We start from the raw sequence: 21,204 nt of genomic DNA, 5'->3' as shown, positions 1-21,204 counted from the left end.
GGTTCGTCATGCGACTGCTCTTTCGGCGCGTTCCGCGACCGCGACCGGGACGCCCCCGCGCAGCAGGGACTCCTGGGCCGCCTCCATCGCCGCGACGACTTCGACGCCCAGGTAGGCGTGCGAGCGCGGCGTGGCACCGGTGCGGATGCTGTGGGCGAAGTCCTGGAGCTCGAGCGCCAGCGGCTCGGCCGGCTCCAGGCGCGGGGCGATGATGTCCCCGCTGCGATACGTCAACTGGTACTCGCCGAAGCTCTCCGGCGTCTCGAACTCCATGCCGCGGTCGTAGATCCGGATCGCCTCGTCCCCGGCGGTGTCGTCGTACTGCACCATCCGGTTGCTGCCGACGACGACCATCTTGCGGACCTTGCTCGGCGCGAGCCAGGACAGCTCGATGTTCGCCGTCGCGCCGCCCTCGAAGGTCAGCGTCAGGAACGCCGTCTCCGGCACGCCCGGCTGGAAGACCGAGCGGCCCGACGCGGCGACCTGGGCGATCGGCTCGTCGATCCAGTGCAGCAGGATCGAGAGGTCGTGCGGGGCGAGGTCGCAGATGACCCCGTCCTTCTGGTACTTGCCCAGGTTCATCCGGGCGGAGGTCACGAAGTACATGTCGCCGAGCACGCCGCGGTCGATCAGCTGGCGGACCTTGGCGACCGGCGGGCTGTAGAGGAACGTGTGGCCCGGCATCAGCAGCACGTCGCGCATGTTGGCCGTGTCGACGAGGTCGATCGCGTCCATCGTGTTGGTCGCCAGCGGCTTCTCGACCAGGACGTGCTTGCCGGCCAGCAGCGCGGCCTTGCAGATCGCGTGGTGGGTGTGCGGCGGCGTCGCGACGATCAGCGCGTCGATGGTCGGATCGTCGAGGACCTCGTCGAGGTCGGCCATCACCGGCACGTTCGGGACCTTGGCGGAGAACGCCTGGCCGCGGGCCGGGTCGCGCTCACAGAGGGCGACGAGCTCGAACTCGGGACGCTCGTTGACGTTGCGAACGAGGTTCGGGCCCCAGTAGCCGTAGCCGACGACGACGGTCCGCAGCGGCGGCGTGTCCGCCGGATGGCGGTCGAGGCGGGCAGGGAACCGTCGGGTCAGCATGGTGCGTCGAGCCTCCATCAGTGGTTGCCTCGGAACGCACGCACCGCGGCGACGATGCGCGAGACGTCCTGGTCGGACATCGTTGGGAACAGCGGCAGCGTGAGGATCTCCTCCGCCAGCCGCTCGGACACGGGCAGGCTGCCCTCGCTCATCCCGAGCTCGGCGTAGGCCTCGGTCCGGTGGATCGGGAACGGGTAGTGGACGGCGTTGCCGACCCCGTGCGCGTCGAGGTGCTCTCGCAGCGCGTCCCGCTCCTTGGTGCGGACGATGAACAGGTGGTAGACGTGGTCGCCCTCGCCGTCCGGCAGCGCCGCGGCGGGCAGCTCCACGCAGGTCCCGGCGAGGCCTTCGCGCAGCGCCGCACCCAGCCGGCGCCGCGCGTCGTTGGCCGCGTCGAGCCGGCGCAGCTTGACCCGCAGCAGCGCCGCCTGGAGGGCGTCGAGCCGGGCGGTCGTGCCGACCATCTGGTGGTGGTAGCGCGGCTCCTCGCCGTGCGAGCGCAACAGGCGCACGCGGTGGGCGACCTCGGGGTCGTTGGTCACGATCCCGCCGCCGTCGCCCCAGCCACCGAGGTTCTTGGTGGGGTAGAAGGAGAAGCAGCCGACGTCGCCGATCGAGCCGGCGCGGCGCCCGCGGATGAACGCGCCGTGCGCCTGCGCGGTGTCCTCGATCACCTTCAGCCCGGCGGGCTGGGTGACCTCGAGCAGCGCGTCCATGTCGACGGTCGAGCCCATCAGGTGGACCGCGACGACCGCGCGCACCTTCGGGCCGATCGCCGCGGCGACGCCCTCGGCGGTGAGCAGATGCGTCTTCGGGTCGGGGTCGACCAGGACCGGCGTCGCGCCGGCCAGGCTGACGCCCTCGGCCGAGGCGATGAACGAGTTGCTCGGGACGATGACCTCGTCGCCGGCGCCGATGCCCAGGGCGCGCAGCGCCAGGACGATCGCCTCGGTGCCGCTCGACAGGCCGACGGCGTGGGCCGACCCGCAGTACTCGGCGAACTCGGCCTCGAAGGCCTCGACCTCGGGACCACCGGTGAAGCCACCGCTGGTCGCGACGCGCTCGACGACCTCCAGCAGCTCCTCCATGAGCGCCGGGTCGGCCTGGTCCAGCCGGACCGTCGGGATCTTCGGCAGCGTGGTGGTCGTGTCCTCGATCGCGGTCATGCCGCCGCCTTCGAGGTCACGAGCGGCGCGCAGCCGCGCTCGGTCAGGGCCGAGCGCAGGGCGGCGCGGCCACGGTGGTGCAGGCCGTGCACGGAGGGCTCGGTCTTGCCCATCTGATCGGCGATCTCGGTCGGCGACAGGCCGACGACGTGGCGCAGGACGATGACGTCGCGCTGCTCGTCGGGCAGGTCGGCGAGCGCGTCGCGGAGCTCCATGTTGCGGTCCTCGTGGCCGTCGGGCGACTGCTCGTCGGCGCCGTAGACCTCGGCCGCCGGGATCGCGCGGCACTTGCGCATGTGGTCGATCGCGGCGTTGTGCGCCAGGCGCAGGATCCACGCGGAGAACGGCACGCCGCGCGGCTCGTACTTGCCGATGACGACCATCAGCTTGGCGAACACGTGCTGGGTGACGTCCTCGGCCTCGTAGTCGTCGCGGACGATCGAGCGGACGTAGCCGTACACGTTGTCGGCGTACTGCAGGTAGATGAAGCGGACGGCCTCGCGGTCGCCCTCCTTGGCACGGGCGATCGCCCGGGTCAGGACGACCCGCAGCTCGGGGTTCTCGTCCAGCCGCGGCTTGCTGCGGAACGCGCCCGGCTGGCGGGCGACGCCGAGGCGGTCGGCGCACGCGGTCATGCCGTGGGACTTGGGCATCGTGGCCGGCATCAGGCGACGGCCAGGATCGGCTCGGTCGCGGCGCGCTCGGGGACGGTCTCCATGAGACCGGCGAGGTGCGCGATGCGGCTGGCCTCGGTGCGGTTGACCACGCCGAGCTTGCGGTAGATGTTGGAGAGGTGGAACTTGATCGTCTGCTCGGTCACCCACAGCTCTCGGGCAATCGCACCGTTCGACGCCCCAGAGGCGGCGAAGCGCAGGATCTCCACCTCACGCGCGGTGAGGCACTCGACCGACGCGGCGGCCTCCGGCGGCGCGGCGGCGGCCGGGGCGAACGCGTGGTAGACGGCGCCGGCGGCGATGTGGCGCAGCAGCGGGCCGAGGCCCGTCGCGCCGACGGTCGTCGAGACCGCGGCGTCCATGCCGGCCTGTGACGCGGCCGCCATGCGGCTCTCGTCCATGTCGGCGGTGAACAGCACGATCTTGGCCGCGGGCAGGACGCCGCGCAGCTGCTCGACGCGCTGCAGGACGGTGTCCTCGGTGGCGAGGTCGCCGATCAGGACGAGGTCCGGCGCGGCGGCCGCCACGGAGGCGGCGCACTGCGTGCGGCCGTCGGCGTAGCCGACGACGGTCATGCCTGGCGCGAAGCGCAGGCCCTGGCGGATCGCGTCCGCCGCTGCGCGGCTCTCCGCGATGATCACCATGCGCATCAGGCAACCCCCATCCCGATCGAGGAATGCGCCTTCCCGGCGCAACGAACTGCAGTACCAACGCTCATCGATTCACCCCACGTTGTCCTTGGGCGATGGCTCCGGTCCCGTGCTCTGCTTCGTGCGTCGCAGCGGGCTCGCCCTTGTGGGATCAATGGTGCGGCCGACGGGGTCTCCGAGCAGGGGGATGTTTGGGGGAACGGCCGGTGACGTTCCCCCAAACGTCTAGGTCAGAGGTCACACCCCGGGTGGGTGAGGCCCGTCACCCACGCTCTCCGGAGTGGGCCACGGGAGCGGGGAGGCGCCAGCGAAACGAGACGTTCGCGGCCCGATCGTCACATCGCGGGGGCACGATCGTGTCCCCGTCTCCCCCTCGGTGGTCTAGACCTCGTCGGGCTCGGGAGCGTCGCCGCTGGTGGCGAGCGAACGCGACCTTCGCCCCTCAGACTTCGTCCGGCGCGTCTCCGCTGGTGGCGGCGAAGGTGGCCCGGATGCCGTTGGCGATCGAGATCGCCTCGGCCTGCGAGTGCGCGCCGAGCTTGCGCAGCAGCCGCTTGACGTGGGTCCGGACCGTGTCGCGCGCGAGCACCAGCTCGTCGGCGATCTGGTCGACGGTCCGGCCCGCGCACAGGAGGTCCAGGACCTCCCACTCGCGCGGGGTCAGCTTCGAGCGCACCGGCCGGACGCCCTGGCCGCCGACCGGCAGCGCGCGCAGCGAGTCGATCAGCCGCCACGTCAGCTCCGGCCCGACGACCGGCTCGCCGGCCGCCATCCGCTGCACCGCGGCGACGATGTCGCGCGCCGGCCCGCCCTTGACCTGGTGGCCGGCGGCGCCCGCGCGCAGGCCGACCATCCCCAGCTCGACGTCGTCAGAGGCCGTCAGCAGGAGGATCCGGACCGTCGGCGCGCGCTCGGCGATCGCGCGCGTGGCCGACAGGCCGTCGATGTTGGCCATGACGATGTCCATGATCATCACGTCCGGGCGGAAGTGCGCGGCGAGGTCGATCGCGTCGCGGCCGTTGTCGGCCTCGGCGATGACCGTCAGGCCCGCGTCCTGCAGGGCGGCACGCAGGCGGCCGCGGAGCTCGATGTCGTCGTCGACGACGACGACGCGCGCAGGCTGGGGTCCTTCGGGCGCCGCCATGGATCAGCGGTCGCCGCGCGCGACCTCGACGATCGACTGCCGGACGAGCGCGAGGTCGGTCGTCTTGGGGATGTGCAGGGCGACCAGCGCCGCCTCCTCGGGGGCGACGAGGTCCGGCTCGAAACCGCTGAACGTCACGATCGGCACACCGGGTGCGGTCCGGGCCATGTCGCGCAGCAGCTCGCCCGGCGGCGGGCCCGGCATCTGCAGGTCCAGGACGATCACGTGCGGCGTCAGATCGCGCGCGAGGACGAGCGCGTCACGCCCGTCGGCGGCCTCGCCGACGACCAGGATCTCCGGCTCCTCACCCTCCCGCACGAGCGCCCAACGCAGCAGCGACCGCATCTCGGCGGCGTCATCGGCAAGCAGAACGCGGATCGGCTCGGAGGGCATCGTGTGCGCCCAACATATACGCCTCGTGCCTAGGCAGAGGGAAGTTCGAGCGTGATGACGGTCGCGCCGTCGGGCCGAACGGCCATCGTGGCGCGGCCGCCGGCGCGCGCGGCGAGGCGGCGGGAGACGGGGAGCGAGACGCCCGCGCCGACCAGCGGGCCGCGGCCGCGGGGCTGGGCGAAGGGCTCGAAGGCGACGGCCGGATCGGGGTGCGGCTCGCCGTTGTCATACAACTCGACGACGACCCTGTCACCCTCCACCCTGCCGGTCGCGCCCAGGCGCGTGGCGCCCGCGGCCAGCGCCGCGCGCGTGAAGTGCAGGAACAGCCGGCGCGCGTCGGCGCGCTCCACCGCCGCGAGCGGCAGCGGCTCGCGCTGGACGTGCACCGCGGCCCTGCGCACGAACGGGTCGAGCTCGACGAGCACGTCGTCGAGCGCGGAGTCGAGCCTGGCGCGTGGCGACTCGACGCCGCCGTGCGGCGCGCTGCGCGCCCGCACGACGTCGAGCAGGTCGTCGACGTAGCGCTGCGCGCGGTCGCCGCCGGCGCCCAGCGCCCGCAGCGCCTCCTGCCCGCCGGGGCCGAGGTGCTCGCCCTCCAGGACCGTCGCGGCACCGCGCATCAGCGCGATCGCCTCGCCGAGCTGGTGGGCGGCCAGCGCGGCGAACGCCTCGAGGCCGTCCTGCGCCGCAAGCGGCGCAGGCTCCTCCGGCGAGGTCATTCCTCGGCGGGGACGCCGTCCTCGAGCATGCCCGCACGCAGGCGGGACGCGACGGCGACGGCCTCACGGCGCGAGCGCACTTCGAGCTTGCGCAGGACGTTCTTGACGTGGGAGCGGACGGTCTCGACCGACACGACCAGGCGGTCGGCGATCTCGTCGGTCGACAGGTCCTGGCACAGCAGGTCCAGGACCTCCCACTCGCGCGAGGTCAGCGCCGAGCGGATCGGGCGCAGGCCGGCGGAGTCCGTCCTGACCATCCGCAGGTCCTCGATCAGGCGCATCGTCAGGCGGCGCGTGATCACGGCCTCGCCGTTCTTGGCGCAATGCAACGCACGCGGCAGCGCGTCGATCCCGACGTTCTTGCACAGGAACCCGGAGGCGCCCGCGCGCAGCGTCATGAGCCCGACCTCGTCGTCGTCCGACGACGTGAGGATCACGACGCGGACGTCCGGCGCGGTGCGGCGGATCTCGCTCATCGCCGCCAGCCCGTCCATGCCCGGCATGATCAAGTCCATGACCACGACGTCCGGGTTGTAGTACGTGGTCAGCTCGACCGCCTCGCGGCCGCTGCCGGCCTCGGCGATCACCGTGATGCCCGCCAGCTGCAGGACGTCGCGAAGCATGCGACGCGCAAGCGGATCGTCGTCCGCGACGATCACGCGCAGCGGCGTGTCCCCATCAACCTTGAATTCCATCCCCATGAGCCCTTCCCGGTCTCGTTCCCCGGGGCATCCCAACCCACGAGGTGTCAAAAGAATGACGAGCGGGGTGTGAGGCGAGGGGTATTTTCATACCCCTGGGCAGGATTCCGGGGTCTTGAGGCGGACCGCGGGCACGCGTGGAGCGTACGTTGTGGCCGCGCAGGCGGTTCCCTGGGGATTGAAGGGAACCGCCACGCGGCCACGCGCCGCCGAGCACGGACCGTCCGGTGCGTTCCCAGCCCACGCGGCGTTGCACAGATCGAGGGCTCTCCTGCCGGCGAACCGTGCAGGGAGAACGTAGAACGCCGTCAAGCGGCACGAGGGTGACTTGCATCGCCGTGCGCGAGGGATGTCCGCCTGGGTGGATGGGGCACGAACTTCCCCCAACCCGCGCGCGGCGCGGTCGATTCAATGGGCTGAGCAGGTTTCCGGAGGACAAGACGTCGTACGGAATGGGGATGCGAACACGTGGGAATCCAAGCTGACGTGGATCCGGACGACCACGACGTGCAGGCCGACGAACCGCGCAGGCGGACCGGTCCGCGTTGGTGGCGTAGCCGTGCCCAGGAGGCAGAGGCCTCCGGGATCTCCCCTGCCCGCGGGCTGCGCGACGACCAGCGCCAGCAGCTGGCCGACGTCGGCCACGAGCTGAAGTCGCCGCTGTCGATCATGCTCGCGCTGTGCACGCGCCTGGAGGAGGGCGGCCGCCTCGACGAGGACGACGCCGCCGACGTGGCGCGCATCCGCGCCAACGCCTACACCATGCTGCGCCGCGTCCAGGACATGATGCTCGTCGCGCGGCTGGAGAACGCCGACCTGCAGCTGGAGGCCGCGGTCGTCGACGTCGCCGCCGTCGTGCGCCGCTCGGTCGAGGGCTTCGCCTCGGTCGCCGCCGAGCGCTCGCTGGCGCTGCAGATCGACGTCCCGGACCGCCTCCCCGCCGTGGTCGACGAGGAGAAGGTGGTGTCCTTGGTCAGCAACCTGGTGGCCAACGCGATCCGCCACGCGCCCGGCGTGGTCCGCTGCTCGCTGGCCACCGTCCCCGGCAGCCTCGTGCTGGAGGTCGCCGACGACGGCCCCGGCGTCGCGCACGACCAGCGCGCCACGATCTTCGAGCGCTACCGCCGCGGCAACCGCTCCTCCGGCACCGGGCTGGGCCTGGCGATCGTCGGCGAGATCGCCGGCCTGCACGGCGGCGCCGTCGCCGTCGGCGACGCGCCCGAGGGCGGCGCGCTGTTCACCGTCGCGCTGCCGCTGCGCACCCAGCGCGTCCCGGACGAGCCCCGCTCCGGCCCGCGCTCCCTCGCCCTCGCCGACCGCCAGAAGGCGATCGTCGAGGACCTCCGCGCCGAGCTCGGCACGGCCAGCGGCTAGCCGCCGCGCGCCTCAGATCTCGAGGCGGGCGTCCTCGAGGTCGAGGTCGCGCTCGATCCGGCGCATGATCTCGTCGGTGATGTCGCCGCGGTTGCGGGCGCGGATGATCTCGGCGCGCTCGGCCTCCAGCACCTTGCGGCGCAGGCGCTGGTAGGCCTGCGAGCCCTGCTCGATGTCGCCGTCGTCATCGTCGTCCAGGCGCGCCTCGAAGCGGCGGATCCGGTACTCGTAGGAGCGGACCATGCGGTCCCACGTCTCCTCGCGCACCCAGTCCTCGCCCTCCAGCTCGCGCAGCCGCTCGATCGCCGCCTGCGACGCCGCGATCCGGGCGCGCGACTCCTGCTCGGCGACGGTCTCCTCGTCGTCGTACAGCCCGGCCCACTCGATCAGCTTGCCGAGCGTCAGCCCCTGGCCGATCACCGTCACGAGGATCACCGCGTAGGCCAGGAAGATGATCAGGTCGCGCCCCGGGAACGGCGCGCCGGCGTCGGTCGTCAGCGGGATCGCCAGCGCCACGGCCAGCGAGACCGCGCCGCGCATCCCCGACCAGCCGAGCAGCAGCGTCAGCTTCAGCGACGGCACGTCGAGCGATGGGTTCGGGCGCAGGCCGGTCCGGACGAGCAGGCGCGAGACGATGTTGAAGGGGAACAGGAACCCGAGCCGCGTGACCAGGCAGGTCGCGGCGACCAGCAGGCCGTAGCCGATCAGCTCACGCCACGAGTAGGCGTCGAGGCCGTTGATCACGGTCGGCAGCTGCAGGCCGATCAGCACGAACAGCGCGGCGTTGAGGCCGAACTGCAGCAGCTCCCAGAAGCCGGTGACCTGGATCCGCGTCGATGGCGTGACCAGCTCCGGCGAGCGCCAGCCGAGGTAGAGGCCGGCGGTCACGACGCTGAGGACGGCCGAGACGCCGAGCGCCTCGGCGGGCAGGTAGGCGGCGTAGGGCGTCAGCAGCGAGATCGCGGTCTCGGTCGGCGCGTCGTCGAGGCGCTTGCGGATCTCGGCGGCGGCGAAGCCGATCGCGAGGCCGAGCGCGATCCCGGCGACCGCGCTGAGCACGAAGTCGCCGGCGGCGGTGAGCAGGTTGAACGCGCCGGTCGTCACGGCGGCGACCGCGAACTTGTAGGCGATCAGGCCGGTCGAGTCGTTGATCAGCGACTCGCCCTCGACGATCGTGACCAGCCGCCGCGGCGCGTGCGAGCGGACGGCGATCTCGGTCGCCGCGACCGGGTCGGTCGGCGAGACGATCGCGCCGAGGACGAACGCGGCCGCCCACGGCAGGTCGATGACGTAGTGGGCGACGACCGCGACCGTGACCGTCGTCAGCGCGACGAGCCCGGTGGCGAGCAGCCCGATCGGCCTGTAGTTGGCCCGGAGGTCCTGGATCGACGTGAAGAACGCGGCGCTGTAGAGCAGCGGCGGCAGGAACGCGACCAGGACGATGTCCGGGTCCAGCACGAAGTCGCTGACGCCCGGGACGAACGCCAGCGCGGTCCCGCCCGCGACCAGCAGGATCGGGTACGGGACCGACATGCGCTCGGCGAGCAGCAGGAACGCGCCGACCCCGACGAGGACGGCGAGCACCACGAGGTCGCCGTGCATGTGCATGGCGGCGGAGGCTAGCTAGGCGTCGGCGGTGAGCGTGGCGACGGCGAGCGCCGCGACGCCCTCGCCGCGGCCGACGAAGCCGAGGCCCTCGCCGGTCGAGGCCTTCACGTTGACGGCGCCGCTGTCGATGCCGAGCGCCTGCGCGAGCTTGGCCCGGATCGCGCCGCGGTGCGGGCTCAGCTTCGGGCGCTCCATCACGACCGTCGTGTCGACGTTGTTGATGGTGAACCCTGCGCCGGCGATCCGGTCGACGACGTCGTTCAGGAGCGCGATCGAGTCGGCGTCCTTGTAGGCGGAGTCGGTGTCGGGGAACAGCGCGCCGATGTCGTCCAGGCCGGCCGCGCCGAGCAGCGCGTCGATGACCGCGTGGGTCAGGACGTCGGCGTCGGAGTGGCCGAGCAGGCCCTGCTCGTACGGGAGCGTCACGCCGCCGAGGATCAGCGGGCGGCCGGCGACGAGCTTGTGCGAGTCCCAGCCGATGCCGGTCCGGACCTGGCCGGCGGCGCTCACGACGGCCCGATCGGCTCGAGGGTCACAGCGCGGTGGTTGAACACGGCGATCTCGGTGATGCCGACGTCGGACAGCAGCTCCATCGCCCGCTCGTACTCGTGGCCGATGAGGTCCGGCGTGTGGGCGTCGCTGGAGAGCGCGATCGGGTTGCCGGCGTCGACGACCATCTCCAGGAACGCGCGGTCGGGGTACATCTCGCCGACCGGCTTGCGCAGCCCGGCAGTCGACAGCTCGATGGCGATGCCCGATTCGGCGATCTGCTCCATGGCGATGTCGTAGTAGTACCGGAGATCCTTCTCCGGCCACGGCCGCTCCCTGCCCCAGTGCTTGACGAGGTCCGGGTGGGCGAGGATGTCGAACATCCCGCTGGCGGCCAGCTCGCCCAGCCACGTGAAGTAGGTCTTCCACACGTGGTCGGCCGAGCGGGCGGAGTTCCAGACGTCGAAGCGCGCGTAGTCCAGCGCGCCCTCGGCGAGGAAGTGGATCGAGCCGACGACGTAGTCCCAGTCGCGCTGCTCGAGCAGGTTGCGCGTCTGCTCCTCGCGGCCGGGGATGAAGTCGGCCTCGATGCCGAGCTTGAGGTCGGTGCGCTCGCGGACGAACTCGCAGTAGCGGTCGAGGTCGTCGTGCGCGTTCTCGACCCACAGCGGGTGCTGCCAGACATCGAGCGCGGCGGTGAAGCGGTAGATGTGCTCGGCGACGCCGAGCTCCTGGATGCCGCGGTCGGCGGCCACCTCGCGGTAGCGCTCGGCGTTGGCCTCGGTGAAGTACTCGGACGCGGGCGTGTCGTCGCCGTCCGGGCGCAGGTGGACGTGGTAGTCGGTGAGCAACTTGGGGTTCTTGCTTGGGGAAGGGAGGCGCTACCGCGCGCGGCTGCGCAGCAGCAGGTCGGCGAGCTTCAAGTCGTCCGGGGTGGTGATCTTGAAGTTCTCGCGCGGAGACTCTACGAGACGGACGGTCCCGCCCATCGCCTCGACCAGTGAGGCATCGTCAGTAGCCCCGGCGAGCTGATCGTGCGGCAACGCCAACGCCCGCTCCAGGACGTCGCGGCGGAACACCTGCGGCGTCTGGATCGCCCAGAGCGCGCTGCGCTCCAGCGTCTCCTGGACCGTGGCGTCGTTCTCGCCGCCGCCGCGCTTGACGGTGTCGACGACTCGCGCGGCGGCGATCGCGGCGTCCGCCTCGGCGTCGAGGCCGGCGAGCGTCGCGCGGATGATCTCCGGCGTCACCAGCGGGCGTGCGGCGTCGTGGACGAGCACGGGGTCGCCGGCGAGGGTGTGGTGCAGCGCGGCGCGCACGGAGTGGGAGCGCTCGTCGCCGCCGAAGACGCCCGTCGTGCCCGCGGGGGCCTCGATCCCGGGCGGCGTGGCGACGACGATGTGCCCGATCTCGGGCACGGCCTTCAGGGCATCGATGCTCCACTCGAGCATCGGACGGCCCCCACACATGACGAACGCCTTGGGCCCACCGGTCCCAAGGCGTTCGCCACGTCCGGCGGCCACGACGAGCGCGACCGCTGACATCAGATGATGTCCTACACCTTCGCGGCGGCGGCCAGGCGCTCGGCCGACGACTTCAGCAGGTCGTCGAGGTAGGCCTCGGCGTCGTCCTCGCTCTTCTCCAGCGCGTACATCAGCTCGGAGGCGAGGATCTTCTTCGCGCGCGTGAACATCTGCTTCTCGCCGGTCGACAGGCCCTTGTCGTGCTCGCGGATCGCGAGGTTGCGCACGACCTCGGCGAGCTCGTAGATGTCGCCCGTCTTGATCTTGTCGCGGTTGTGCTTGAACCGGCGGTTCCAGTTCTTGGGCATCTCCGACAACTCGTCCTGCAGCACGGCCAGGACCTTCTGCACGGTCTCCTCGTCGATGACACGACGGAGGCCCGCGATGCCCGCGTTCTCGCAGGGCACCATGACCGTCATGTCGTTGTGGAGGATCTTGATGGTGAGGTACTCGCGCTCCTCACCGAACATCTTCTTGACTTCCTTCTTGAGGACCTGGCCCGCGCCGTGGTGCGGATAGACGACGTTGTCGCCGATCTCGAACTCGATGTTGACGATCTCGACCTCGATGTCGAGATCGGCTTCCAGGATCTGCTCTTCAGTGCTACCGGGAATGATGGTCCTCCTTGGTTGGGCCGCGCACCGGGGAGATGCGGGGCCGCGTTTCCAGCCGAGCCCTGTCTACGGGCAAGTTCTAGGTCTGCAGGTACCGATCGACGAGGTTGATCTCCTGCAGGCGGCGAAGGCCCTCGCGGATGTCCTTCGCACGGATCTCTCCGACGCCTTCGACGGTCTCGAGCTCCGCGTCGGTCGCGGCGAGCAGCTCGTCGAGGCCGCCGAACTCCTTCACGATCTGCGCCACGACGAGCTTCGGGAGCCTGGGCACGCGCCCGAGGATCCGGAAGCCGCGCGGCGAGACCGGGTAGTCGAGGGTGTTCAGCTTGCGGTCGTAGCCCATCAGCTCGGCGAGACGGCCGAAGTCGAGCAGGTCCTGATGGGGCATGCGGCCGAGCTGGTCGAGCGCCGCGGCGAAGCTCTCGTCGGAGTCCGCCGCCAAGTAGTCGTGGATGAGGGCGGCCTTGTCGGCGGCGACGCCGACCATGACCTCCTCGAGCTGCATCTCGATCAGCCGGCCCTCGGTGCCGAGCTCGACGATGTAGCGCTCGATCTCGACGGCCATGCGGGTCACCAGCTCGGAGCGCTGGAGGACCGTGAGGACGTCGTGCAGCGTCGCGCCGCCCTCGAACTCGAGGGCGGTCAGGCGGGTCGAGACCTGGTCGAGGCGCGTGCGGTACTTGTCGAGGGTCGCCAGGGCCTGGTTGGCCTTGGCGAGGACCACCGGGATGTCCTCGAGGATGTACTTCGCGCCGTCGACGTAGAGGGAGACGACCTCGCGGCGTTGCGAGATCGCGATGACGACCGCGTCGGTCTGCTTGGACACGCGTTCCGCGGTGCGGTGGCGGGTGCCCGTCTCCAGCGTGAGGACCGTCGGGTCCGGCGTCAGCTGGACGTTGGCCATCGCGATCTTCGTCGCGTTGGCGTTCAGGACGATGCCGCCGTCCATCTTCGCCACCTGGTAGAGCAGCGCCGGCGTGTAGTCGACGTCGAGCTTGATGCCACCTGAGAAGAGGAAGCTGAGCTCGTCGTGATCGCCGATGACCAGGAGCCCGCCCGTGTGAGCGTGGAGGATGTTGTCCAGCCCCTCGCGCAGCGCGGTCCCGGGGGCGACCATCTCCAACGCCTTGACGAGCCGGGGCTCCTGACGGCTCTCGAGCTCGTTGAGCTCATCCCCGGATCGCTGCGCCATCACGACGATTCTACCAGCGATCCTTTAGATCGGCCTTACCGGTCCACACGTGTTCCCAGAACCTGAACTCCTGTCCAGCCAGCTTGCCTTTCGGCCCCGAACGCGCATTGCGCTGAAAGGCGGCGCATTCGCAGGTCGTCAGGTGCCCTGAGAACCTCGAGTTCGGTCACCTGTTGCAGACGGTCGTGCCCATCTGCGCGGCGATCCTGGCGAGCTCCTCCGGGCTGTATGAGGGATCGCCGCCGCCGACGCAGCGGATGCCGCTGAAGAGCTTGACGTCGAGGCTGCGCGCGCCGATCCGGAACGTCACCTCGGCGTGGCCGCCCGTCGCGGCCGCGGCGATCGTCCCGTCGATGATCGCCAGCGGACGGGTGGTCCCGTCGGAACGGTGCAGCGTCGCGTCGGACGCGTTGGCCGGCAGGACGGCGGCCATCACGCCGTTGCCGTGGTAGTCGGTGTTGGCGACCGGCAGGCCGCGCTCGGCGATCTGCTCGGCACTCGCGCAGCCCTCGCCATAGCCGTCGGGGCGGGCGGGGACGATGAGGCAGGTCCAGCCGTCGGGCGCCGGGACGACGTAGCCGCGACCGTAGGGCGTGTCGATCGCGCGCGCCTCGTCGAAGTAGGCGCCCCTGCGGGCGAGCTCCGGGGCGTCGGCGCGAGTGCCGGAGGCGTCGGCGACGGGGCGGGTGTAGACGGGCAGGTCCGCGGTCGCGTGGTGCGGCGCGCGCGTCTGCGGCTGCGCGGCACGCGGAGCGGGGCCGGAGCCGGAGCCGGAGCCGCCGGTGGTCGCGAGCAGCACGACGGCGACCACGGCCGCGAGCACGGCGAGCGCGCCGGTGGCGAGCACCGCCGGGCGCCGGGGGCGCCCGGTGCTCGTCCGGGGCGCCGCGGCCTCGGTGGCGAGCTCGCGCCAGCGGGGCCGGGCGCCGGCGGTGACCGGCGGGATCGCTTCGAGGTCGCGGACGATCGTGGCGATCGGGTCGTCAGGCGACGGAGCTCGGTGCATGGCTCGATCCAGTCTGGGTGAGGGTTCCGGATGGGGCGCCGGCGACGGCGCGCATCGCCGCAGCCGCGCGCTCGAGGCGCTTGCGCACGGCGGCTGGACGCCGCCGGGTCATGGCGGCGAGCTCGGGGGCCGAGAAGCCGTGGACGTAGCGCAGCAGGAACAGGCTGCGGTCCTCCGGTCCCAGCGTCCGGACGAGCACGTCGTGCATCGCGAAGGCCGCCGCGGGCACGTCCGCCGGCGCCGGCTCGGCGGCCAGCGCTTCGAGCACGCGCCGGCCGCGCCGCTCCCTGCGCAGCGCGTGCAGGGCGTGGTTGCGGGCGACGCCGAACAGCCAGGCCCGGCGGACCTGCGGGTCGGCCGGCATCCGCTGCCGGCTCGACCAGGCGGCGCACAGCGCCTCCTGCAGCACGTCCTCGGCCAGCGCGCGGTCGCGGATCATCTGCGCCACGAACCGCCCGAGCGGCGCGGCGACCTCGGCCACGATCGCCTCGAAGGCGTCGGCCCCGACCACCTCGGCGCCCGTGCTTGCCGTCATGCCCTCTTCGTTCCCACGGCGATCCGGAGTGTGACGCGCGCCCGCGTGAGCGGACGCGCGTCCCTCGCACGCAGCCGGTCGCGCCTAGTGCCGTGCGAGCGGGTCGAGGGCGACCGACCGGTGCCAGGTGCGCAGCGTCCCGTCGCTCGAGGCCGGGACGACGGCGGTGGCGATGCCGTTGACGACCGGCAGCGCCTGCGCGCTGCCGTCGGCGCGCTCGATGACCGGCGTGGGCGCGCCGGCGCCCACGATCGCGGCGACCGTCACCTGGTCGGGCTCGCCCGCAGCCGGACCGAGCGCCGTCCACGCCTTGCCGGCGGCCACGTCGGCCTGGTCGTAGCAGCCCTGGCCGTAGCCGTCGGCCGCCTGGAGCGCGATGCAGACCTGGTCGCCCTTCGTGCTCGTCCACGCCTTGCGACTCGCGTCGCCCGCGATGGTCGCCGTTGCCGTTGCCGGCGCGGCGTCCGGCGTGGCGTCCGCGACGGACGCCCGGGCGGGGGCGATCGCGCAGATCACGTCATCGCTGTGGCCGTGGATCCAGAGGTCGAGGCTGCCGGTCCCGTTCCCGATGAGCGCGGTGCGCCTGACGCAGCCTCCGCCGTAGCCGCGGTACGAGCTGCCGGTGTTCCACGAGACGCCTGTGGCGGCATCCCCCGCACCGACGGTGTGGCACCCGCAGCTGTCCTCGGCCGCGTAGACGCCGCTGAACCACCCCTGCGGTCCGATCCACACCGTCCTGTTGGGGGCGATCCTGTGCGACCCGAACTCCACGGCGGATGCCGCGGACGCGAACCCGAGGCTCGCCAGGATGAGCAGGACGACGATGGGAGCCGCGAGCACGCGCGACCTTGGGGAACGGGGCGGGGCGAACATGTCTCTCCTCGGGTGCTGGACGCTGTCGCGGGTCGGATCGACCGCGCGAACGCCACCATAGTGAGCACTGGCAACCAGTCAAGGTCGTCCGCAAAAGTGTGCAGCTTTGCGCGCGGAACGCGCCCTCGGCGCGTCGGCGCTCAGGCCGCGATCGGCTCGGCGGTGGCGAAGGCGGACTTCAGGGCGTGGCGGAGAGTCCGGGCCGAGCCGGGGTGGACGGGTTCGCCGAGGCCGAACTTCACGGACTCCTCGATCCGGCGCTCCGGGTGGCCGACGGTGCGCAGCTCGCCGGTCAGGCCGAGCTCGCCGAAGACGGCGAGCGGCTTGCCCGCCGTGCCGAGGGCGATGTTGCGCTGGGCCGACGCCACGGCGAGGGCGACCGCGAGGTCGGCGCCCGGCTCGTCGACGCGGACGCCGCCGACGACGTTGACGAACACGTCCGCGCTGCCGACGTTGACGTTGGCGTGGCGCCCCAGGACCGCGAGGACGAGCGCCAGGCGGTTGCGGTCGATGCCGGTCACGACGCGGCGTGGGGGCACGATCTCCGACGGCGAGACGAGCGCCTGGACCTCCACCAGCAGCGGGCGCGAGCCCTCCATCGCGGCGAGGACGACCGAGCCCGGCTTGCCGGTCGCCTCCCCCACGAACCGCGCGCTCGGGTCCAGGACCTCGACGAGGCCGCCCTGCTTCATCTCGAAGACGCCGGTCTCCGACGTCGAGCCGAAGCGGTTCTTCAGCGCGCGCAGCGTGCGGTAGGTGCGCTCGCGCTCGCCCTCGAACTGCAGGACGCAGTCGACGAGGTGCTCCAGGACGCGCGGGCCCGCGATCGAGCCCTCCTTCGTGACGTGGCCGACGAGGATCACCGTCGTGCCCACCGACTTCGCCGTGCGCATCAGCCGCGACGCGACCTCGCGCACCTGGCCCACCGAGCCGGGCGCGCCCGTGAGGTCCGGCGCGTGCAGGGTCTGGACCGAGTCGATCACGCAGACCTCGGGCCGGTGCTGCTCGATCGTCGCGGTGACCGCGTCGAGGTCGGTCTCGGCGATGACCGGGACGTCCAACGCGCGGCAGTCCGCCGTTTCCAGCCGCTCATGGCGCAGCCGGATCTGCGCCGCGGACTCCTCGCCGGACACGTAGAGCGTCTGGCGCGCGGCGCCGACGACGTTGCCCATCGCCATGCCGGTCAGCGTCGACTTGCCGATGCCCGGCGAGCCGCCCAGCAGGACCAGCGACCCCGGGACCAGCCCACCGCCCAGGACCCGGTCCAGCTCGCCGATGCCGGTGGAGAGCCGCGCGACGGCGCTCGCGGTGACATCCCGCAGCGCGACCGGCTGCAGCCCGAGCCCACCCGCCCCGCCTCGCTTGGCCGCGCCACCACCTGCGCGCGCCGAGACCGTCGGAGCCCGCTCCTCGACCAGCGTGTTCCACTCCCCACACCCCGGGCACTGCCCCATCCACCGCGGCTCGCCGTGGCCGCATGCTGAACAGACATGGATGGTGGAAGGTCTCGCCATAGGTCTCTGACCACACTAGGGCTGGGACCCGATGGATTCGCCCCCCCTACAGCGCGATCGCGAGGATCCAGCAGAAGGTGGCGAAGGTGAAGAAGCCGGTCGTCATGCCGCGGAGGAGGCGGAGGGTCGCGTCGGGGCCGAGTTGGGCCTGGGTGAAGGCGGCGAGGATCGTGGTGATGATCGGCGCGGGTGCGAGCAGGCCGGAGATGTGGGCGCCGAGGCCGGAGGAGGCCGCCGACAGCGCCAGGACCATCGCGGCGGCGCAGGCGGCGCGGACGGGCAGGTCCCAGGACGGGGGCTCGCGCGGGGCCGGCGGCGCGGCGTCGGTGGGGCGCGGCAGGACGGCCTTGGCTACCAAGAACGACAAGAACGCCAGCGCCAGGCCGGCCGTCGGCGGGATGTGGACGGCCTCGGTGATCAGCGCCCAGGCGACGGTCCCGGCCGCGAACGCGCTCCAGGCGATCGCGACCGCGGCCGGCCACGCGACGCGCCGCACGACCAAGGCATAGGCCATCACGAACAGCGCCAGCGAGACCAACCCCAACAACGACGCGCTCGCCGCCCGCCCCGCGAAATCCGCCCCATGGACGACCGCGAGCACCAGCAGGATCGGCCCGCCGACGACCGGCAACCCAGCGACCAACCCACCGACCAACGGCCCGAACCGCCGCGCGGTCACCGACGCCCCGACCACGAAGGCCGGCGCCATGAGGAGCTTCAGCGCAAGGACACCCATCCGTCGGGCGAAGCATGCCGCCCCCAGCGGCGGTGCGCCGCGCGCCTACTCGTCGTACTCCCCCTCGATGAACGACACCAGCGCGCCCTGGGGGTCGACCGACATGGCGAAGCGGCCGGCGGGCACGGTGATGGGTTCGAGGAGGGTGGTCGCTCCGAGGGAGGCGGCCTGTTGGAGGGTCGCGTCGATGTCGGCGACGCCGAAGTAGGCGTTCCAGAAGGGCTTGGGGGTCTGGGGTGAGCGCATGATGCCGCCGATGCCGCGGCCGTTGTTGCTCACCGACCAGTACATGCCGTGGCTGGCCTCGATCGGCTCGATCGACCACCCCAACAACTCGGAGTAGAACGACAACACGCCTTCGGGCTCCGGCGTCTGGAGGTCGTTCCAGACCCAGGTCCCGACCTCGTTGACGCGCTCCTCGCCCTCCCACCCCGCCGGCTCCCACGCCAGCAGGACCGCGCCCTGCGGATCGGCGAGCGGGACGGTCCGGCCGATGCCCGGGATCTCCAGCGGCGTGCCGAGCGCCCTGCCGCCGAGCGACTCGGCCTTCAGCGCGGTGCCGTCGAGCGACTCGACCCGGACGTACGTCGTCCACGCGGGCGGCGCGCCGGCGGCCTGCATCTCCTCGGTCAGCGCGATCGCGCCCGCGACCTTCGCCCCGTCGACGTGGAACCCCGTGTACGCGTGCTGCTCGGACGCGACCGCATCCCACCCCAGCAGCGCGCCGTAGAACGCAGCCGCGCCCTCGACGTCCGGCGTCACCAGGTCGACCGCGCAGAACGTCCCGTTGTCATAGCTCTCCCGTCGTGCCATGGCGGAGACGCTACCGCGCCTACGGCGCCTGGTCGTCGGGCACGTCGACCAGGTACCAGCGTCCTCCGACCGGCTCGGCGACGACCTTCATCGCCGGCTGCTCGCCGGGGAGCGCCAGCTGGACGCTCGCCCTGCCGTGACGCGTGAAGACCGCCCCCGCCCGCAGGCGGCCGATGGTCTCGACCGGCTTGCCGTCGAAGACGAGCGCCATCGCGCCCGCACAGGTCCCACCGCTGTCCCTGGCGATCGAGCGACGCTCCGCGGGCGCCCGCGTCGCACACGCCCCGGCCCAGTCCCTGCGCCCGATCGCCTGCGCGTAGGCGTTGGCGACCTGCTGGACCTTCACCGTCGTCGCCGCGTCCGCGGGCTTCGACCCCGGGTTGCCCTGCGCGACGTCGTCCGCTGCCGTGTCCGGGGACGCGCTGGTCATCGTCGGCTGCGTCGTCGTCTCCGCGGAGTCGCGGGCGGTCGTGCCCACTCCCGAGTCGTCACCCCCACCGCAGCCTGCGGCCACGGCGGCAGCCGCCACCATTGCGAGCACCCCGACTTGCGCACGCTCCCTCATCGGGGAGGGCGTCTACCCGGTCGTGACGTTCTTCAGCGCGCCGATCACGTCGGCGATCAGGTCGGCCGAGTCCTCGATGCCGCAGGAGAAGCGGATGAAGCCGGGTGGGACGTCGTCGGTGCCCCAGCGGTCGCGGCGCTCGGCGGAGGAGTGGACGCCGCCGAACGAGGTCGCCTCGGCGACGAGGGTCGTCGCGGCCAGCCAGCGTTGTGCGACATCTTGGTCGGGCAGGATGAACGACAGGACCGAGCCGAAGCCCGGCCAGCGGACGTCGTCGACCAGCCCGGACCTGCGCAGCGCCTCGCCCAGCGCAGCGGCGTTGGCCTCCTGGCGCTCCAGGCGCACGGCGAGCGTCGGCAGCGAGCGGTGCGCGAGCCAGACCTCGAACGGTCCGGGGATCGCGCCGGTGAGCGTCCGCCAGCCACGGACGGCGTCGACCACCTCGGCGTCACGGGCCGCGACGTAGCCGAGCACGAGGTCGGAGTGACCGGTGAGGCCCTTCGAAGCGCTCGCCATCGCGACGTCCGCCCCGAGCTCCAGCGCGCGCTGGCGCAGCGGCGTCGCGAGCGTCCCGTCGATCGCCAGCAGGCCGCCGCCCGCGTGGACGACCTCGGCCAGCCCGGAGATGTCGAGCACCTCCAGCCCCGGGTTCGACGGCGTCTCGGCCCAGACCAGCGACGCGCCCTCCGCCGCCTCGCGGAACGCCGCGTCGGTCGACGCCACGACGCGCACCTCGACGCCCCGCGCGCGCAGGTGGTCGGTCGCGATCGTCCGGACGCCCGGGTACGCGTCGCCCGGCACGACGAGCACGTCGCCCGGCCTGGTCAGCGGCAGCAGCACGCCGGCGACCGCCGCCATCCCGGAGGAGAACACCACGGCGTCCGTCGCGCCCTCCAGCTCGGCGAGCGCCGCCTCGTAGGCCGTCCACGTCGGGTTGACCATCCGCCCGTAGCCGGCCGGCCCCATGTCGCCGGCCCAGTGCGTCGGCGCCTGGAACGTCGGCCCCGGCAGGAACGGCTCGCCCTGCGCCGCGCCCGGCAGCCCGGCGTGCGTCGCCCGCGTCGAGTCGCCGCTCACGCCGCCGCCCCTGCGCGCGGGCACGAGTCGAAGCCGGCGGTCCTGTGCGCCGCGTCGCAGAACGGCTTGTCCTGCGACAGCCCGCACCGGCAGAGCGCGATCGAGCCCTCGGCCGGCACGTCGAACACGCCGCCTTCGGCGTCGATCAGCCGGACCGGCCCGGTCACCTTGTAGGGCCCGTTGTCCCGGACCTTGATCTCGACGAGGGGCGGAGGTGCGACGTCCATCGCCTCAGCGTACGCGGTGCGAGTTTCGCCCTTAGGGCGAACACTCGCGACCTGATCGCGGCGCTCTGCGCCGTGTATCAGGCGTGTTCCTTGCGCGCCTCGACGACCGACCTCAGGTGCTCGACGACCTCCGGGGTCGACTTGCGCAGCTTGCGGATGTCCCAGCTCGTCAGCGTCACCAGCAGCATCGACGACGTCGCCACGACCGTCGCGTTGCGCTGAGAGCGCTCCAGGACGCCCATCTCGCCGATCACGTCGCCCGGCCCGAGGTCGGCGATCACCTCGCCGCCGCGCGACACCGACGCCGTGCCCTCCTCGATCGCCAGCACGTCGTAGGAGTAGTCGCCCTCGCGGACGAGCTCCTTGCCCTCCGGCACCGACACCTCGGCGGCCAGCGCCGCGATCTTGTTCAGCGCGTCGTCGCTCAGGTCCGCGAAGACCGGGATCCGCTTCAGGCGTGTGGCGTCCATGCGCGCATCCTTCCCGATCGCGTGGATTCCTGACAACTCCCACCACAACGAC

25 protein-coding genes are annotated in these 21,204 nt (G+C 72.2%); 1 reads left to right on the top strand and 24 read right to left on the bottom strand.

The window, feature by feature from the left end; translation table 11 throughout:
• Positions 1–6: 6 nt before the first annotated feature.
• The 8 genes from H030_RS0108985 to H030_RS30585 form a co-directional block, all read right to left on the bottom strand.
• The gene (locus H030_RS0108985) at positions 7–1,089 is read right to left on the bottom strand and encodes a Gfo/Idh/MocA family protein (protein WP_051222132.1); all 1,083 of its coding nucleotides are present in this window, start codon (positions 1,087–1,089) and stop codon (positions 7–9) included.
• Positions 1,090–1,106: 17 nt separating this feature from the next.
• Positions 1,107–2,255: a DegT/DnrJ/EryC1/StrS family aminotransferase gene (locus tag H030_RS0108980; RefSeq protein ID WP_027005872.1), complete on the bottom strand. Its 1,149-nt coding sequence runs from the start codon at positions 2,253–2,255 to the stop codon at positions 1,107–1,109.
• Positions 2,252–2,920, bottom strand: coding sequence for an RNA polymerase sigma factor (locus tag H030_RS0108975; RefSeq protein ID WP_027005871.1), 669 nt, complete (start codon positions 2,918–2,920; stop codon positions 2,252–2,254). The genes H030_RS0108980 and H030_RS0108975 overlap by 4 nt, the downstream gene beginning before the upstream one ends.
• Complete coding sequence (locus H030_RS0108970; RefSeq protein ID WP_027005870.1) at positions 2,920–3,579, bottom strand: response regulator transcription factor; 660 nt, start codon at positions 3,577–3,579, stop codon at positions 2,920–2,922. Before H030_RS0108970 ends, H030_RS0108975 begins: the two co-directional genes overlap by 1 nt.
• Before the next feature lie 442 nt (positions 3,580–4,021).
• Positions 4,022–4,723 carry a response regulator gene (locus H030_RS30595; protein ID WP_051222130.1) on the bottom strand — a complete coding sequence of 234 codons (702 nt, stop codon included), beginning with the start codon at positions 4,721–4,723 and terminating at the stop codon, positions 4,022–4,024.
• A 3-nt stretch (positions 4,724–4,726) separates the two neighbouring features.
• Positions 4,727–5,116, bottom strand: a complete 390-nt coding sequence (locus H030_RS30590; protein WP_051222128.1) for a response regulator — start codon at positions 5,114–5,116, stop codon at positions 4,727–4,729.
• Positions 5,117–5,145: 29 nt separating this feature from the next.
• A complete protein-coding gene (locus H030_RS0108955; RefSeq protein WP_027005869.1) occupies positions 5,146–5,835 on the bottom strand; it encodes a sensor histidine kinase in 690 nt (229 codons plus the stop codon).
• Positions 5,832–6,530: a response regulator gene (locus H030_RS30585; protein WP_051222127.1), complete on the bottom strand. Its 699-nt coding sequence runs from the start codon at positions 6,528–6,530 to the stop codon at positions 5,832–5,834. The genes H030_RS0108955 and H030_RS30585 overlap by 4 nt, the downstream gene beginning before the upstream one ends.
• 492 nt (positions 6,531–7,022) lie before the next feature.
• Between H030_RS30585 and H030_RS0108945 the strand changes: the two genes are divergently transcribed.
• Positions 7,023–7,910, top strand: a complete 888-nt coding sequence (locus tag H030_RS0108945) for a sensor histidine kinase (protein ID WP_027005868.1) — start codon at positions 7,023–7,025, stop codon at positions 7,908–7,910.
• Positions 7,911–7,922: 12 nt separating this feature from the next.
• Here H030_RS0108945 and H030_RS0108940 read toward each other — a convergent pair whose 3' ends face one another.
• From H030_RS0108940 to H030_RS30555, 16 genes are all read right to left on the bottom strand, one after another.
• Entirely contained in the window at positions 7,923–9,518 is a 1,596-nt protein-coding gene (locus H030_RS0108940; RefSeq protein WP_051222125.1) for a Na+/H+ antiporter, read from the bottom strand.
• Positions 9,519–9,533: 15 nt separating this feature from the next.
• A complete protein-coding gene (gene ispF, locus H030_RS0108935; RefSeq protein WP_027005866.1) occupies positions 9,534–10,028 on the bottom strand; it encodes a 2-C-methyl-D-erythritol 2,4-cyclodiphosphate synthase in 495 nt (164 codons plus the stop codon).
• Positions 10,025–10,858, bottom strand: coding sequence for a histidinol-phosphatase (locus H030_RS0108930; RefSeq protein WP_027005865.1), 834 nt, complete (start codon positions 10,856–10,858; stop codon positions 10,025–10,027). The genes ispF and H030_RS0108930 overlap by 4 nt, the downstream gene beginning before the upstream one ends.
• 30 nt (positions 10,859–10,888) lie before the next feature.
• Complete coding sequence (gene ispD / locus H030_RS0108925; RefSeq protein WP_035126026.1) at positions 10,889–11,551, bottom strand: 2-C-methyl-D-erythritol 4-phosphate cytidylyltransferase; 663 nt, start codon at positions 11,549–11,551, stop codon at positions 10,889–10,891.
• An 11-nt stretch (positions 11,552–11,562) separates the two neighbouring features.
• Positions 11,563–12,066 (bottom strand): CarD family transcriptional regulator, encoded by a 504-nt coding sequence (locus tag H030_RS30580; protein WP_231398419.1) that lies wholly within the window; start codon positions 12,064–12,066, stop codon positions 11,563–11,565.
• Between the two features lie 157 nt (positions 12,067–12,223).
• On the bottom strand, positions 12,224–13,336 hold the full coding sequence (gene disA / locus H030_RS0108915) for a DNA integrity scanning diadenylate cyclase DisA (RefSeq protein ID WP_027005863.1): 1,113 nt from the start codon (positions 13,334–13,336) through the stop codon (positions 12,224–12,226).
• A 166-nt stretch (positions 13,337–13,502) separates the two neighbouring features.
• Positions 13,503–14,342, bottom strand: a complete 840-nt coding sequence (locus H030_RS0108910; RefSeq protein ID WP_027005862.1) for a hypothetical protein — start codon at positions 14,340–14,342, stop codon at positions 13,503–13,505.
• Complete coding sequence (locus H030_RS36725) at positions 14,320–14,877, bottom strand: RNA polymerase sigma factor (protein WP_051222123.1); 558 nt, start codon at positions 14,875–14,877, stop codon at positions 14,320–14,322. The genes H030_RS0108910 and H030_RS36725 overlap by 23 nt, the downstream gene beginning before the upstream one ends.
• 84 nt (positions 14,878–14,961) lie before the next feature.
• Entirely contained in the window at positions 14,962–15,717 is a 756-nt protein-coding gene (locus tag H030_RS0108900; RefSeq protein ID WP_027005861.1) for a hypothetical protein, read from the bottom strand.
• 173 nt (positions 15,718–15,890) lie between these two features.
• Complete coding sequence (radA, locus tag H030_RS30570) at positions 15,891–17,264, bottom strand: DNA repair protein RadA (RefSeq protein WP_035126022.1); 1,374 nt, start codon at positions 17,262–17,264, stop codon at positions 15,891–15,893.
• A 46-nt stretch (positions 17,265–17,310) separates the two neighbouring features.
• Complete coding sequence (locus tag H030_RS30565) at positions 17,311–17,973, bottom strand: hypothetical protein (RefSeq protein WP_231398391.1); 663 nt, start codon at positions 17,971–17,973, stop codon at positions 17,311–17,313.
• Positions 17,974–18,045: 72 nt separating this feature from the next.
• The gene (locus H030_RS30560; RefSeq protein WP_051222119.1) at positions 18,046–18,813 is read right to left on the bottom strand and encodes a VOC family protein; all 768 of its coding nucleotides are present in this window, start codon (positions 18,811–18,813) and stop codon (positions 18,046–18,048) included.
• A gap of 19 nt (positions 18,814–18,832) precedes the next feature.
• Positions 18,833–19,291: a hypothetical protein gene (locus H030_RS0108880; protein ID WP_027005860.1), complete on the bottom strand. Its 459-nt coding sequence runs from the start codon at positions 19,289–19,291 to the stop codon at positions 18,833–18,835.
• Between the two features lie 99 nt (positions 19,292–19,390).
• On the bottom strand, positions 19,391–20,455 hold the full coding sequence (locus tag H030_RS0108875; protein WP_027005859.1) for a PLP-dependent transferase: 1,065 nt from the start codon (positions 20,453–20,455) through the stop codon (positions 19,391–19,393).
• Complete coding sequence (locus H030_RS0108870) at positions 20,452–20,682, bottom strand: CDGSH iron-sulfur domain-containing protein (RefSeq protein WP_027005858.1); 231 nt, start codon at positions 20,680–20,682, stop codon at positions 20,452–20,454. The genes H030_RS0108875 and H030_RS0108870 overlap by 4 nt, the downstream gene beginning before the upstream one ends.
• A 77-nt stretch (positions 20,683–20,759) precedes the next feature.
• Positions 20,760–21,152: a cyclic nucleotide-binding domain-containing protein gene (locus tag H030_RS30555; RefSeq protein ID WP_051222117.1), complete on the bottom strand. Its 393-nt coding sequence runs from the start codon at positions 21,150–21,152 to the stop codon at positions 20,760–20,762.
• Positions 21,153–21,204: the final 52 nt, after the last annotated feature.

The organism is Conexibacter woesei Iso977N, assembly GCF_000424625.1.
Classification (GTDB): Bacteria; Actinomycetota; Thermoleophilia; order Solirubrobacterales; family Solirubrobacteraceae; genus Baekduia; species Baekduia woesei_A.
Note: the sequence above shows the minus strand (reverse complement) of the source record. Positions and strands in the feature narration are given on the sequence as shown.